The sequence below is a fragment of the Winogradskyella pelagia genome, assembly GCF_017581965.1.
Taxonomy (GTDB): Bacteria; Bacteroidota; Bacteroidia; order Flavobacteriales; family Flavobacteriaceae; genus Winogradskyella; species Winogradskyella pelagia.
Genome location: NZ_JAGEVF010000003.1, coordinates 339,245 through 353,539, shown reverse-complemented (window position 1 = coordinate 353,539; position 14,295 = coordinate 339,245). Strand labels below are relative to the sequence as shown.

The following is a 14,295-nucleotide window of genomic DNA, read 5'->3' as shown; positions in this document are numbered from 1 at the left end:
TGCCCACGAGCGACTACTGGTTCACACTGGCCTATGACGAGCCCCTGACCGGACAACGGAAGGAACTCAATGCCCATTTTACCTTGAAACGATAAAACATTATAATAAATGAAAAAGCCCGAAAAATATCGGGCTTTTTTTTATGTTCAAGACTATGCTTTAGAAGGCAAAAGCGAGTGTTAAAATAAAATCCGTAAATCTTGTATCTAATTGAGCAGAGTCTGTAAGCCCAACACTATAAAGTTGATAACCAATATTTCGTTCAGATTGACTGAATGCAAAATCAATGGACATACTGCCTAAATTATAACCTAATCCAGCTGAATAACCAGTTAAGTCACCGAAAAACCTATCATCTTGATATGGACTTTCTTCAAAGCGATAACCACCTCTTAAACTAAATCGATTAATTCTATATTCACCGCCAATTCTATATGTTGACGCAGTGCCCAATGTATTGGAAATTTGGTTGTTCAGCACATTGAAAAAACTATCTGATGACGGCCTGAATTGTGCGTTGCTGTAATCTCTAAACGAATAATCAAAACTAAGTATTGCTTTTTTACCAAATACATAAGCTAAGCTTCCAGTAAATCTACTTGGCGATTGCAATCTGTATTCTGGATAAATGTTGATGACATTTGGACTAATAATTTCAGAAATATTTGTTCCGTTTTCAATTCTTGTCGTAGCAAGATATTGGCTGGTTTCCTCTGAGATTCTATACCATGTAGGAGAATTATAGGATAGGCCGACCCTAAGCTCCTCCGTGAGTTTTGCGATAGCTCCAAGTTGGATTGAAAATCCACTACCGAAGACCCTTAAGTCATTACCAAAATTCACATTAGTTACAGTAGAGGATTGATTTGAATTTGACTCTCTTAAAAATGTTGAACGTTCGTAATTAATGAAATGTCCATTTAAATTAATACCAAAATAAATTTTATCATTATAATTGGAAGCAAAATTAAAGGCGAATTTGCCATTATAACCTCTACTTATATATGAAAAGTCTTGGGCAAAATTAGAACCAGAAATATTACTTGTATATGCGGTATTGTCACCAGTGTCTGAAATAGGGTCTATAATATAACCTTCATAACCTAAGAAGGCTTGCTGGTTACCGAAGCCGTAAAGAGAACCGATAATGTCATATGCCTGAGAGATTGATTCTCCTGGCAAAGCCGAAATTTCATCAAGTCTTCTTCCTTGTGCATATTCTGAGAAATAGTTGCCGATACTAGTATTTGGATTAACCCCTGATGCTAGCCAATCTTCATCGAAATCTGCTGCTCGGTCGTAGGCTACGCTTAAGGTAAAACCTTTCCATTTAGAATTTGGATTGACGTTTTTTAAGACAAAAGCAGCTCCTAGCTGATTTAAATCAAAATTGGTGTTTGAAGAAGAATTGGTGCCATTGAAGTAATTAACATTTCTATTAATGTCAAAGACACCAAATGACAATGATGCATGGCTTGTATTAAATATAGCTGAACCAGCTGGGTTAATATTAACGGCAGACATGTCGCCACCAAGAGCTCCAAATGCACCACCCATTGCCCTAAATCGCGCAGTTCCTTGTATCTCATCGATTGAGTATCTCAGTGCGTCCGATACATCTTGTGCTTGGGCTAAGGAACTAAAAATCAGCCCTATGAATATGAGAATCGTTTTTTTCATAAGTTATAATCTTTTAAAAAGTAAAAATGTTTTTAGGATTAACCTCTTCCACGTCTAGCTCCACCAGAAGATCGTCCACTAGAAGATCTAGAACCGCCTGAAGATCGCATTGTCCTTCCTGAAGAACGGGAGCCACTGTAGCTTCTAGAACTTCTGGAGGAACGATTAATACTTGAGTTTGATCTTGAACGTGACGAACTGGAATTTCTTATAGTTCTGTTAGGTCTAGTAACTCTTGTATTACCACTCCTAGAATTAGAACGAACGGATTGTCCAGAATATCGTCTACTAGAATAGCCTGATGAATTGTATGATCTGCGGTTTGAGGTTGTTCCTCTTCTAGATATAGCGGCATTACTTCTACCAACTCTACTTAAATCGTTATTATATAATAATGAGCCACGTCTACTATTGGTAAATGAGAGTCTATTATTTCCATAATAACCATTATTCCAGCCCCAGCCATATCCAGGATATCCCCAACCAGGATATCCCCAGCCCCAGCCTGGACCCCAGCCCCAGCCATATCCAGGGTACCCCCAACCTGGGTATCCCCAACCCCAGCCAGCGCCCCAGCCCCAGCCAGCGCCCCAGCCCCAGCCAGCACTCCATCCAAAGCCCCAGCCAGCGTTCCATAACCATGGGTTATTCCAACCCCAGCCATTATCGATATAATTTATAGTAATATTTTCATTAGCCTGACCCCAACCACCATAAGGAATGCGATTAGCTAGACTATCTTGTTCATGCTCTAGATTTTCTGATTGGTAACTATCCACATCAGTAAAGACCTCTTCTTCAGAAGCTGTAATAGCATCTAATTGAGCTTTATTTTCAGAAAAATAGTTTTCAAAATAATTAGAATCATCTGCATTTGTTACAGCTTTTTGTTCAACAGGACGTTCTTGATAAATATTATCATTACCGCTTGAATAAATGCCATCGTTATCGTAACCTGCGTACTGATATGACCCACAAGAGGTGATTATCAGAGAAAGGTTTAGAACAACAAAGAATGGCAATTTTTTTATTGTATTTGACTTAAATTGCATAACTCTTTTATTTAATTGTTGAACATCACAAAAATAGTTAGTTTTGCCCTACTATTTTTTTATTTAACATAAGCGCAATATTTGTGCCAAACCACTGACGATGAGTAAAAATCTTACAAGTAGGGCCGAGGACTATTCAAAATGGTACAATGAATTAGTTGTTAAGGCTGACTTAGCAGAAAATTCTGCCGTAAGGGGCTGTATGGTTATAAAACCATATGGTTATGCAATATGGGAAAAGATGCAGGCAGAATTAGATAGGATGTTTAAGGAGACAGGTCATCAAAATGCATACTTTCCAATATTTGTGCCTAAAAATCTATTTGAGGCAGAAGAAAAAAACGCCGAAGGTTTTGCGAAGGAATGTGCTGTTGTAACCCATTACAGGTTGCAAAGCGACCCTGATCGTGCGGGTAAGCTCAGAGTGGATCCTGAGGCTAAATTAGAGGAAGAATTAGTTGTTAGGCCTACAAGTGAAGCAATAATATGGAACACTTATAAAAATTGGATTCAGAGTTATAGGGATTTACCTATACTAATTAATCAGTGGGCTAATGTGGTGCGCTGGGAGATGAGAACGCGTCTGTTTTTGAGAACTGCAGAGTTTCTTTGGCAAGAAGGGCATACTGCTCATGCAACGAAACAAGAAGCCATCAAAGAAGCTGAATTAATGAATAATGTGTACGCGACATTCGTTGAACAGTTTATGTCTATTCCTGTTATAAAAGGAATTAAGACGGAGAGTGAACGATTTGCAGGAGCCTTAGAAACCTATTGCATTGAAGCTTTAATGCAAGATGGAAAAGCTTTGCAAGCTGGGACTTCTCATTTTTTAGGGCAAAATTTTGCCAAGGCTTTTGACGTAAAATTTACAAACAAAGAAGGTAAACTCGATTATGTTTGGGCGACATCCTGGGGTGTTTCTACACGGCTGATTGGTGCACTAATAATGACTCATAGTGATGATAGAGGTTTGGTTCTACCTCCTAAACTTGCACCATATCAAGTAGTAATTGTGCCAATATACAAAAGTGAGGAGCAGTTTGACGCTATCTCAGAAAAGGCAAACGAAGTGATTAAAGGATTGCGAAATCTTGGTATATCCTGTAAATTTGATAATAGGACAACGCATAGGCCTGGTGCAAAATTTGCACAATATGAGTTGCAGGGTGTGCCTTTAAGAATAGCGATTGGTCCAAAAGACTTAGAAAATGATACAGTTGAATTGGCAAGACGAGACACCTTGAGTAAGCAATTTGTCGCTATTAGTCAATTAAACGAAACAGTTACGACTTTGCTCGAAGAAATTCAAGATGCGTTGTACAAAAAGGCCTTGAATTTCAGGGACTCGCACATAACCATAGTTGATAATTTTGAGGATTTTAAGAAAGAGCTCGAAACTAAAACAGGATTTATCTCAGCCCATTGGGATGGAACAGCAGAAACAGAGCAAAAAATCAAAGAGCAGACCAAAGCTACAATAAGATGCATACCAGAAAACAACAAGTTAGAAGATGGAGTATGCGTATATACAGGTAAACCTTCTAAGCAGAGGGTTTTATTTGCAAAGGCCTATTAAAATTTTTAAAAAATATTTCTTTGGGGTTGCAACATTTAAAAATAGTTGTATTTTTGCATCCGCAATGGAAACATTGTCGTTCATTTAATAATGAGAATATACAAATGGCCCGTTCGTCTATCGGCTAGGACGCCAGGTTTTCATCCTGGTAAGAGGGGTTCGATTCCCCTACGGGCTACAATTTTTTAATAAAAAACATAATGGCAAATCATAAGTCAGCTTTAAAGAGAATAAGAAGTAACGAAAAGAGACGTGTCTTGAACAGGTACCAGCACAAGACTACTCGTGGTGCAATAAAAAAGTTACGCGAAATAACTGATGCTAAGGAAGCTCAAAAAATGTTACCTTCTGTATTGGGTATGATTGACAAGTTGGCTAAGAAAAACGTTATCCACGCAAATAAGGCTGGCAATTTAAAGTCTCAACTAATGAAACATGTAGCTGCTCTATAAGCGCACTACTTTATAAAGGAAAAAACCTTTCCATGACGGAAAGGTTTTTTTGTATAAAAAAAGACCTTAATTTTAAATCAAGGTCTTTTTGTTATTATAATTCTATTCTGGCAATTAGCCATTCATTGATATTAAAAACTCCTCGTTGTTACGAGTTTGTTTAAATCTATCATTTATAAATTCCATAGCTTCAACAGGATTCATATCCGCAAGGTACTTGCGCATTACCCACATTCTTTGGATGGTAGTGTCATCGAGCAATAAGTCGTCTCGTCTTGTACTTGAGGACATTAAATCAATCGCAGGGAAAATCCTTCTATTAGAAATCTTACGGTCTAATTGAAGTTCCATATTTCCAGTACCCTTAAATTCTTCAAAAATCACTTCATCCATTTTAGAACCGGTTTCGGTTAATGCAGTAGCGATTATAGTTAAAGAACCTCCATTTTCTATGTTACGCGCAGCACCAAAGAATCGTTTTGGTTTGTGCAATGCATTAGCATCAACACCTCCCGAGAGTATTTTACCAGATGCAGGTTGAACTGTATTATAGGCTCTTGCTAAACGTGTTATTGAATCTAAAAGAATAACAACATCGTGACCACATTCAACAAGGCGTTTCGCTTTCTCTAACACTATGTTAGCTATTTTTACGTGCTCATGAGCTTCTTTGTCAAAAGTTGAGGCTATAACCTCTCCATTAACATTTCGCTGCATGTCTGTTACTTCCTCTGGACGTTCATCTATTAGAAGAATCATTTGATACACTTCTGGATGATTTGCAGCTATTGCATTGGCAACATCTTTGAGTAGCATTGTTTTTCCAGTTTTAGGCTGTGAAACAATCATTCCGCGCTGACCTTTACCGATAGGTGCAAATAAGTCCATAATACGCGTAGAAATGGTCGATTGCCTTTCTGCAATATTAAATTTCTCCTTTGGAAATAATGGTGTCAAATGTTCAAAAGCAACACGGTCTCTTACAACCTGAGGGCTTTGGCCATTGATTTTACTTACTTTAATTAAAGGGAAATATTTTTCACCTTCTTTTGGAGGGCGGACGTGTCCAAGAACGGTGTCACCAGTTTTTAATCCGAACAAACGGATTTGTGATTGCGATACGTAAATATCATCTGGCGAGGTTAGGTAATTATAATCCGAAGATCTTAAGAAACCATAGCCGTCTTGCATAATATCTAATACGCCTTCGCTTTCAATAATCGCATCAAATTCAAAATCAGGCTCTTTATAGCGATTGCGGTTATCTTTATTTCCGTTGTTTTTGGAATTAGACTTATTAGAATTATCCTTAGGTCTATTTTGTTGCCTATTGTCGGAGTTTTGATTGGAACGTTTATTATCATTCCTGTCCGTTGACTTATTATCTCTAGGTCTTGGTTTTTGATTTTTCTGAGATTCGTTACGTTTATTTGTAACCTCTTCTTTTTTATCCTTAAAATCTAATGATTTTTGGTTTTTAGTATCTTTTGGTTTATTCTGAACTCTAGACCTTTTCTGTCTTTGGTTACTTTGATTGGTCTCTGAATTAGCCGCTGGTTTAGCCGCTGTTTTTGAGTCTGTAGCTATAGTTGCTTTAACAGCATCTGGATTGGCCGCTTGATAATCTAGAATTTGATAAACTAAATCGAGTTTTTTCAAACTACGATACTTTGGGACTTTTAGTTGTTTGGCAATATCCTGTAATTCAGGTAGCTTTTTAGCCTTTAACTGAGAAATTTCGAACATTTAGTATGTAATATAATGTATAATAACTTTGATATAATTAATTCAAGCTTTTCTAAATGATAAAAAAAGAAAACTGGTGAAATTAATTTGGAAGATTGAACTCGCAGATTCTTCGTTTATATCTCCGATTCCATTGCAATAATACAATTTTATTTTAAAACAAAATCTATCTTTTTAAAAAATAAACTACTAATTTTGCATTGCTTTTGATAAAAAAGATATGATTCAAAGGATACAAACACTTTATTTATTGCTGTCAATTGGTATTATGACAGGATTAATTTTTGTTTTCCATTTATGGACTAACAGTGAGGGTCAACAAGTATATGCCAAGGATAATTACCTGTATTTGGGTTTTTTTGTAGCTTCGGCTGTTTTGTCTTTAATTTCAATATTCAGTTTTAAAAACAGAAAGTCCCAATTTGTTCTTGGGCGACTCAGTATAATATTAAACTTTATTTTACTAGGAGTCTTTGTTTATCAGTCGCTAAATCTATCTGGAGAAACCAATGTTTCTGAGAAAGGTATTGGGATGCTTCTTCCTATTTTTTCTATTGTGTGTTTAGTCTTGGCTAACAAGGCTATTAAAAAGGATGAAGATCTTGTAAAATCTGTAGACCGATTACGATGAACCTAAAATCTTAGTAGTATTAGTGAATAACCCAGACACTGCCGTCTGGGTTTTTTAATGCCTTTTATTAAACTCTATAACTTCTAGGTTGTCAATCTGCTTATTGTCTATAGTGAATCTTAGCATCGTTCTAATTTTATGAAAACCGTGCTTGCCCGCAGCACCTGGATTCATATGTAGAAGATTTAATTTTTTGTCTGGCATGACCTTTAGTATATGGGAATGTCCGCAAATAAATAGGTCTGGAGGGTTTTTCTGTAGTTCCTCCCTAACTCTTGTATTGTACTTTGGAGGGTATCCTCCAATATGTGTAATCCAAACATCTAGGTTTTCACATAGAAAACGTTGATGTAACGGAAATTCTGTTCTTGCTTTAGCATCATCAATATTGCCATAAACAGCTACTAAAGGTCTTAAGGCTTTAATTTTATCTGTTACAACTAAATCTCCAATATCTCCTGCGTGCCAGACTTCGTCTGCTTGCTTTACATACTTGAGGATGTTATCATCTATATAACTATGTGTATCCGAGAGCAAGAGGATTTTTCGCATTAAGATAATATTGTGATTATACCTAGCTATTCTAAGTATATTTGTAGTTTGTGAAGCAAAAATAAAGCAAACTTTTGAGATATTTTTTAGAGCTTTCATTTAACGGAAGGGCTTATCATGGTTGGCAGGTGCAGCCAAATGCAATAACGGTGCAAGAGGTCTTGGAAACGGCACTAAGTACTATCTTAAAGGAACCACTTAAAATTGTAGGAGCGGGTCGGACAGATACTGGTGTTCATGCCACACAAATGTTTGCCCACTTTGATTGCAGTAATCTAGTTTTGGAGGATGATTTAAAATACAAAATGAATTCCTTTCTGTCTAAAGATATTGTAATTAAGAATGTGCTAAAGGTGAAACCTGATGCTCATGCTCGGTTTGATGCTGTGAGTAGAACCTATAATTATAGAATTTCTACGATTAAGGATGCTTTTAACTTTGACTTTACATATTGTATGCAGCTGCCTTTAAATTTAGAGGCTATGCAAGCAGCTTGCGATATCTTATTGACGCATAAGAATTTTCAATGCTTCTCAAAAACACATACGGATGTAAAGACATATAATTGCGATATAAAAGAGGCCTATTTAAGGCTTGAGAACCAAGAAATTATTTTTACAATAAAGGCGGACCGCTTTTTGAGGAATATGGTACGCGCGATTGTTGGGACGCTAATTAATATAGGTTTAGGAAAAATTGCAGTAGAGGATATGCACCATATCATTAAATCTAAAGATAGGAGTAAAGCAGGGTTTTCAGTTCCTGCACAAGGATTATATTTAGTGGAGATATTCTATCCGAAAGACCTTTTTTTAATTTAAAAATTGATTCCCATATTTAGGAAAATTAATATGGCAGAAAAGCAAAAGAAAATATTTGATGTTTCATTGTTTAAAAGGCTCTTAAATTATATAAAGCCTTATAGAACGGTCTTTGTCTTGTCCTTAGTATGTGTAATTGGGTTGTCTATATTTGGAGCTTTACGGCCCTATGTTCTTCAACAGGCCATTGATACTCAAATAGCGCAAAAAAAATACGATGGCTTCATTGTATATATCGTTTTGATGTTAGCCCTTCTTTTACTCGAAGTCATCTCTCAGTTACTATTTATTTATTACGCAAGTTGGTTAGGTCAATCTGTGGTAAGGGATATTAGGGTAAGGCTATTTAGCCATATGCTCAAATTTAAGATGACCTATTTTGATAAATCGTCGGTAGGGATTTTAATAACCCGGGCTGTTACCGACATGGAGCGTATAGCAGACATTTTTGGTCAAGGTCTTTTTATGATTTTCAGTGATATATTAAAAATGGGTGTTGTTGCTGGTTTTATGTTGTATATGAACTGGAAATTAAGTCTTATTGTATTCATCACGCTCCCTATTATCATTTTTGCGACCAAGATATTTCAAAAATACATGAAGCGGGCCTTTGAAGAGGTGCGCACGGAAGTTTCGAATCTTAATTCTTTTGTGCAAGAGCGTGTGACTGGGATGAAAATCTTGCAGCTCTTTACAAGAGAAGGCACAGAGTTTAAAAAGTTTAAAGCTATTAATGAGCGCCATAAAAAGGGTTGGTTAAAAACGGTGTGGTATAACTCTATTTTTTTTCCAATTGCTGAATTTGTATCGTCTTTAACCATGGGTGCAATCATTTGGATTGGAGGACTTAACACTGTGGTGGGTCAAACGGCGAGTATGGGAGATCTTATTGCTTTTACTATGTTTATTCCTATGTTGTTTAGGCCCCTAAACCAAATTGCTAATAAATTCAACACACTACAGATGGGTATGGTCGCTGCCGATCGTGTCTTTAAGGTTTTGGATACCAACTCTAATATTAACGACACAGGAACTATTGAAGCCAATCATTTTAAAGGGCAGTTGACTTTTGAAGATGTTAGATTCTCCTATATAAAAGATGAAGAAGTCTTAAAAGGTGTATCCTTTAATGTTGACGCCGGACAAACGGTTGCCATTGTTGGCGCAACAGGCGCAGGAAAATCAACTATCATTAATTTGTTAAACCGATTTTACGATATTGATTCTGGAGCTATAAAAATAGATGGAGTTGATATTAAGTCAATGACCTTAAGTTCATTAAGGCACCGAATAGCTGTGGTTTTACAAGATGTATTTTTGTTTGCAGATACTATTTTAAATAATATCACTTTAAATAACGAATATATTACTGAAGAAGACGTGGTTACTGCAGCTAAAGCTATTGGTATACATGATTTTATTTCGAGTTTACCAGGTGGTTATCACTATAACGTTAAGGAGCGTGGTGTGATGTTGTCCTCTGGGCAGCGTCAGTTAATTTCCTTTTTAAGAGCGTATGTTACCAATCCAAGCATTTTAATTTTGGATGAGGCGACCTCCTCTGTAGATTCTTACTCCGAGCAATTGATACAAGATGCTACCGATACCATAACCAAAGGAAGAACGTCTATAGTTATTGCGCATCGTTTAGCAACGGTGCAACAAGCTGATAAAATTATAGTAATGGATTCTGGTCAAATTGTAGAAATGGGGACGCATAAATCCCTACTTAAAAAGAAGGACGGTTACTACAAAAATCTTTACGAGGTTCAGTTCTTAAAGGCTGAGGCCGTTTAATTATTGTTTAGGTTTAAAATCTCCAAGGTTGTACTGACCCGTTAAAACTCCTAAGACAAAGGAAATTACCGCCAAGATTATATAGAGAACAAAGAAAATTGCTAAAAACAAAATTGTTTTTACAAGCAACTCTGAAATACTGAGATTGAAAATTCGTTTTAGTAAAAAACAGTGGTAAAGTAAAATAATGGGGTAGGTTATAAAGATAAAAGGAATATAATATGTTGGAATAATTAAAAGGATAATTTGCCCAGCGATAACAGAAAAAATTGAGATTAGGGACATACTGTACAGATAAATTATAATATGCTCTGTAAAGTTGTATTTTTTATCCCAAAAGACAATCCACGAAATTAGACCAAAAACGGGAACAATTGCTGAGTAAATTAAAGAGCTATATTCCATTGTATCACCCGCGGAATAATTTGCAAGGGCTTCTTGGGATAGAGGATTATTAAAAATCTCAAGGCTAGACATCCATGCTACTATGTCAAAATACTCCAGATAAAATCTTTGAATTAAAAATACTGATAGCCCAGATATCGTTAAGGACAATCCAAAAAGACTAATCGGGTTGACGTAGCGTTTCCTAACCCCGTCAATATAAGTTGAGATAACTTCTTCGGGCTTTTTACATAAATCGATTATAGTCCTTAGCAGTTTGTTATCATAATTGAAAAACGTTTCGCTTAGGTGTTCAAATAAGTTTTTAAGAGTTAATCGTTTTCTAACAACTTTGCCACCGCAGATGCTGCAATATTCAAAATCTTCTCGTAACGCTGTATTACAATTTTTACAGTTCATTTTACGTTATTTTATAAGGCCTACGGTAATTAATGCACCTATAACAGCGACTATCAATCCAAGCACCAAGTAACCTCCTATATAAACTACCATAACCAATAAAAATTTAGCAAGGGTATGAACATGTTGCTCTTTAAATACACGTTTTAGTATGAAGTATAAATAAATAAAGTACGGTATACTTAATATAGTGGATACCATTAAATAGTTAAGGCCAAAGAATAAAAATAGAATACTAAAAACAGCGGTTATGATTATAACTTGAGCTGAATAATATAAATTGATAACAATATGTTCAGTGAAATTATAACGTTTTTCGCTTAAAAAGTAATAAACAATCCAAGTTGAAAAGGCAGAAATTGGGACTCCAATAATATAAAATAAACCTTGATAATCCGTAAAAAAACCAAAGTCCATATCTTTTAAAGGGTTGTTCTCTTGTCCTTGTATACTTTCCATTCCTTCGTAGATATTAACATCTAAAGCTTCCTTAAAAAAGGTTGACATCAAAAACACCTGAATACCTGCTAAGGTTAATGAAAATGCAAAATATGGGATAACATCAAAGAATTTCTTTCTTGTCCCTTCGATATAACCGACAATGACGTCTTCAGGTTTAGTAAACAATGCTATAAATGTGCTCAATAACCTGTTGTCTAGTGAAAAAAATTCTTCATTGACTTGTTGAGCTATAATACGTAGTGTTAATCTATTTTTAATAATCCGCGCACCACATTCATCACAGTAGTTCTGGTCTTCTCGTAGCTGTATATGGCAATTTTTACAGTGCATTATCTAAGGTCATCTTTAATCTTTTTTATAAGATCATCTGTATCCTTGAACATAACGAATTCGCCATTTTTTAAATAGGATATTTGGCCAGTTTCTTCACTAACAACTAAAGCCAAGGCATCTGTTTTTTCAGTAATCCCTACAGCAGCTCTATGCCTTAGGCCAAAACGTTCCGGGATATTCTTCTCATTATTTACAGGCAAAATAACGCGCGTGGCTTTTACGATGTTATTATCTATAATGATAGCTCCGTCATGTAACGGGCTATTTTTAAAAAAGATACTTTCAATAATGGGTTGGGATACCAGGATATTCATTTCATCACCTGTGTTAGTTAAAAAGTCTAGATTATTGTTGCGCTCAATAACAATTAACGCTCCCGTATTTGAAGCTGCCATTTTTGTGCAAGCCTTAACAATAGCTTCAACATCAGTTGAGGTTTGGTCATTGTTTTTTAAGAATTTAAAATCTCTAAAAAGTCCTTTTTTTCCCGCAATATTTGTTGAGCCTACTAAGAGAAGGAATTTTCTAATCTCTGGTTGAAAGACCACAATTAATGCGATGATACCAACTTTCATAAAACCATCAAATATACTGTAGAGCATATACATATTGAGGTAGTCGGTGAGACGCCAAGCAAAGTAAATAATCAGAATGCCAATGAAAATATTAACGGCAACGGTACCTCTCACAAGGCGATAGATATAATAGAGTAGAATAGCGACCAAAAAGACATCTACAAAATCGATTAATCTAAAATCCCAAAGTTGTAAGTCTTCCAATGTTAGCTCTTTTTGCTAATTTATAAAAATAAATGAGGATTATGGAAACAAGTATTCGTTTTCGGATATCTCAAAATCACTATTCATGGGTAGGCTGAAAAAATGCTTTACATCAATATAATCTTGAAAGCTTAAATCATAGTCAAAAAATAAAATAAGGTTTTTAGTTTTTGCAGCTTGCAACTTGTCAAGAAAATTCTCAGAATCATTGAAATAGTACCCTTCTGAAACTTCAGTTTTAAAATCCTGAGTTACACTAATCAATCTTACTTTTTTGTCCTCTTCGATTTTTACAAGCAGGTAGTCATTAGGATTGTTTTTACTGTATTCAAGGTAGTTGGGGTTTTCATCTTTAAAGTAAATATCGGTAAATTCTAAAAAACCAAGAGTCTTAGTTTCTATATTATTGCATGTAAAGTAGTTTTTAGCATTTTCATTTTTATGCATTTGAGCATTACGTTTCTTTTCCTGTAGAAATATTATATGAGTTAAGGCCTGTTTTAGTGAAAGGCGTTTATCCACATTAACGAGCCAGTTGGTTGTACTAATAAGGTTTTTGCGGTTTAATAGTGTAGAATCTGATTGAGATTCGTCATAAAAAATATAAGCTGCCGAAACATCCAATACTTCGGTAACCTCCGCACTCTCTATTTCTGGTAGAATTAAAGTACGTTCATTATTGCAGCTTAAAACAAAAAAAAGTAGAAATAGCTTTAAATATCGTTTCATTTAGTAGGAGTTGATTTGGTTAAATAAAGTTACACATTCCATGGCTTCTTTAACATCGTGAACCCTTAAAATTGAAGCACCTTTTTGTAAACATACCATGTGAAGTGCTGTGGTACCATTAAGTGCATTTTGGGCATCTGTTTTTAGGGGTTTATATATCATGGACTTCCTTGAGACACCAGCCAATACAGGTTTTCCAGCTATTTGAAGCAATTCCATTTTTTGTAATAAATTATAATTTTGCTCTAAAGTTTTGGCAAAACCAAATCCAGGATCAATAATAATATCCTTTATGTTGGCCGCATGAGCCTCGGATATGCGTTCTCCAAAATAGACAATGATGTCTTTTAATAAATCATCGTAATCGGTAAGCTGCTGCATAGTTTTAGGATTTCCTCGCATATGCATCATTATATAGGGTACACCCAACGCTCCTATTGTAGGTATCATCTTATTGTCTAATTGACCACCAGAGATATCATTTATTAATGCAGCACCTTCAGAAATACTTGCTTTGGCAACATTGCTTCTAAAGGTGTCAATAGAAATTATAGTACTTGGAAAATTAGCGAGAATTAGTTTTATAATAGGAACAACACGCTTAAGTTCTTCATTTTCAGAGACGAAATCAGCTCCAGGCCGAGAACTGTAGCCACCAACATCTATAAAGGTTGCACCTTCACGTATCATATATTCTACCTGCTCTAGAATAGTATTTTTATCTTTATAGTGGCCACCATCATAGAATGAGTCTGGTGTTACATTAAGAATACCCATAATTTTTGGGAGAGACAAATCAATAAGTTGGCCTTTACAGTTTATTGTCATATTTGATAGTGTGATTTAAGGTGGTAAACTTTAAACCTTAAACTTTGAAC

The 14,295-nt window shown here is 35.5% G+C and carries 14 protein-coding genes and 1 tRNA gene; 6 read left to right on the top strand and 9 right to left on the bottom strand.

The window, feature by feature from the left end; genetic code table 11:
* Positions 1-159: 159 nt before the first annotated feature.
* Together J4050_RS06060 and J4050_RS06055 are read right to left on the bottom strand one after the other, a co-directional pair.
* The gene (locus tag J4050_RS06060) at positions 160-1,680 is read right to left on the bottom strand and encodes an OmpP1/FadL family transporter (protein WP_208153291.1); all 1,521 of its coding nucleotides are present in this window, start codon (positions 1,678-1,680) and stop codon (positions 160-162) included.
* Positions 1,681-1,718: 38 nt separating this feature from the next.
* Complete coding sequence (locus tag J4050_RS06055; RefSeq protein ID WP_243878562.1) at positions 1,719-2,732, bottom strand: hypothetical protein; 1,014 nt, start codon at positions 2,730-2,732, stop codon at positions 1,719-1,721.
* 100 nt (positions 2,733-2,832) lie between these two features.
* Here J4050_RS06055 and proS point away from each other — a divergent pair, with 100 nt between their 5' ends.
* The 3 genes from proS (at position 2,833) to rpsT (ending at position 4,763) form a co-directional block, all read left to right on the top strand.
* A complete protein-coding gene (proS, locus tag J4050_RS06050) occupies positions 2,833-4,311 on the top strand; it encodes a proline--tRNA ligase (protein ID WP_208153289.1) in 1,479 nt (492 codons plus the stop codon).
* Positions 4,312-4,417: 106 nt separating this feature from the next.
* Positions 4,418-4,489 (top strand) — tRNA-Glu (locus J4050_RS06045).
* Between the two features lie 22 nt (positions 4,490-4,511).
* Positions 4,512-4,763, top strand: a complete 252-nt coding sequence (rpsT, locus tag J4050_RS06040; RefSeq protein WP_208153287.1) for a 30S ribosomal protein S20 — start codon at positions 4,512-4,514, stop codon at positions 4,761-4,763.
* 114 nt (positions 4,764-4,877) lie between these two features.
* Here rpsT and rho read toward each other — a convergent pair whose 3' ends face one another.
* Complete coding sequence (gene rho, locus J4050_RS06035; protein WP_208153285.1) at positions 4,878-6,509, bottom strand: transcription termination factor Rho; 1,632 nt, start codon at positions 6,507-6,509, stop codon at positions 4,878-4,880.
* A 220-nt stretch (positions 6,510-6,729) separates the two neighbouring features.
* On the opposite strand from rho, the gene J4050_RS06030 reads away from it, so the two are divergent.
* Complete coding sequence (locus J4050_RS06030; RefSeq protein WP_208153283.1) at positions 6,730-7,140, top strand: DUF4293 domain-containing protein; 411 nt, start codon at positions 6,730-6,732, stop codon at positions 7,138-7,140.
* Positions 7,141-7,194: 54 nt separating this feature from the next.
* On the opposite strand, the gene J4050_RS06025 is transcribed toward J4050_RS06030, so the two are convergent.
* On the bottom strand, positions 7,195-7,692 hold the full coding sequence (locus tag J4050_RS06025) for a metallophosphoesterase family protein (RefSeq protein WP_208153281.1): 498 nt from the start codon (positions 7,690-7,692) through the stop codon (positions 7,195-7,197).
* Positions 7,693-7,766: 74 nt separating this feature from the next.
* Between J4050_RS06025 and truA the strand changes: the two genes are divergently transcribed.
* Positions 7,767-8,513 carry a tRNA pseudouridine(38-40) synthase TruA gene (truA, locus tag J4050_RS06020; protein WP_208153279.1) on the top strand — a complete coding sequence of 249 codons (747 nt, stop codon included), beginning with the start codon at positions 7,767-7,769 and terminating at the stop codon, positions 8,511-8,513.
* Positions 8,514-8,543: 30 nt separating this feature from the next.
* Entirely contained in the window at positions 8,544-10,310 is a 1,767-nt protein-coding gene (locus J4050_RS06015) for an ABC transporter ATP-binding protein (protein WP_208153277.1), read from the top strand.
* On the opposite strand, the gene J4050_RS06010 is transcribed toward J4050_RS06015, so the two are convergent.
* The 5 genes from J4050_RS06010 to folP are packed head-to-tail and all read right to left on the bottom strand — an operon-like array spanning position 10,311 to position 14,245.
* A complete protein-coding gene (locus J4050_RS06010; RefSeq protein WP_208153275.1) occupies positions 10,311-11,114 on the bottom strand; it encodes a DUF3667 domain-containing protein in 804 nt (267 codons plus the stop codon). It abuts the gene before it with no gap.
* 6 nt (positions 11,115-11,120) lie between these two features.
* On the bottom strand, positions 11,121-11,906 hold the full coding sequence (locus tag J4050_RS06005; RefSeq protein ID WP_208153273.1) for a DUF3667 domain-containing protein: 786 nt from the start codon (positions 11,904-11,906) through the stop codon (positions 11,121-11,123).
* Positions 11,906-12,688 (bottom strand): diadenylate cyclase CdaA, encoded by a 783-nt coding sequence (cdaA, locus tag J4050_RS06000; RefSeq protein ID WP_208153271.1) that lies wholly within the window; start codon positions 12,686-12,688, stop codon positions 11,906-11,908. The genes J4050_RS06005 and cdaA overlap by 1 nt, the downstream gene beginning before the upstream one ends.
* 39 nt (positions 12,689-12,727) lie before the next feature.
* The gene (locus J4050_RS05995) at positions 12,728-13,417 is read right to left on the bottom strand and encodes a hypothetical protein (RefSeq protein ID WP_208153269.1); all 690 of its coding nucleotides are present in this window, start codon (positions 13,415-13,417) and stop codon (positions 12,728-12,730) included.
* The gene (gene folP, locus J4050_RS05990) at positions 13,418-14,245 is read right to left on the bottom strand and encodes a dihydropteroate synthase (protein ID WP_208153267.1); all 828 of its coding nucleotides are present in this window, start codon (positions 14,243-14,245) and stop codon (positions 13,418-13,420) included.
* Positions 14,246-14,295 lie beyond the last annotated feature (50 nt).

Coding starts and splice junctions, on each gene's coding strand:
- J4050_RS06005 (WP_208153273.1), bottom strand. CDS start 11,906: ATGCACTGTAAAAATTGCCATATACAGCTACGAGAAGACCAGAACTAC.
- J4050_RS06015 (WP_208153277.1), top strand. CDS start 8,544: ATGGCAGAAAAGCAAAAGAAAATATTTGATGTTTCATTGTTTAAAAGG.
- J4050_RS05995 (WP_208153269.1), bottom strand. CDS start 13,417: ATGAAACGATATTTAAAGCTATTTCTACTTTTTTTTGTTTTAAGCTGC.
- J4050_RS06025 (WP_208153281.1), bottom strand. CDS start 7,692: ATGCGAAAAATCCTCTTGCTCTCGGATACACATAGTTATATAGATGAT.
- rho (WP_208153285.1), bottom strand. CDS start 6,509: ATGTTCGAAATTTCTCAGTTAAAGGCTAAAAAGCTACCTGAATTACAG.
- J4050_RS06030 (WP_208153283.1), top strand. CDS start 6,730: ATGATTCAAAGGATACAAACACTTTATTTATTGCTGTCAATTGGTATT.
- J4050_RS06055 (WP_243878562.1), bottom strand. CDS start 2,732: ATGCAATTTAAGTCAAATACAATAAAAAAATTGCCATTCTTTGTTGTT.
- rpsT (WP_208153287.1), top strand. CDS start 4,512: ATGGCAAATCATAAGTCAGCTTTAAAGAGAATAAGAAGTAACGAAAAG.
- J4050_RS06010 (WP_208153275.1), bottom strand. CDS start 11,114: ATGAACTGTAAAAATTGTAATACAGCGTTACGAGAAGATTTTGAATAT.
- proS (WP_208153289.1), top strand. CDS start 2,833: ATGAGTAAAAATCTTACAAGTAGGGCCGAGGACTATTCAAAATGGTAC.
- J4050_RS06060 (WP_208153291.1), bottom strand. CDS start 1,680: ATGAAAAAAACGATTCTCATATTCATAGGGCTGATTTTTAGTTCCTTA.
- folP (WP_208153267.1), bottom strand. CDS start 14,245: ATGACAATAAACTGTAAAGGCCAACTTATTGATTTGTCTCTCCCAAAA.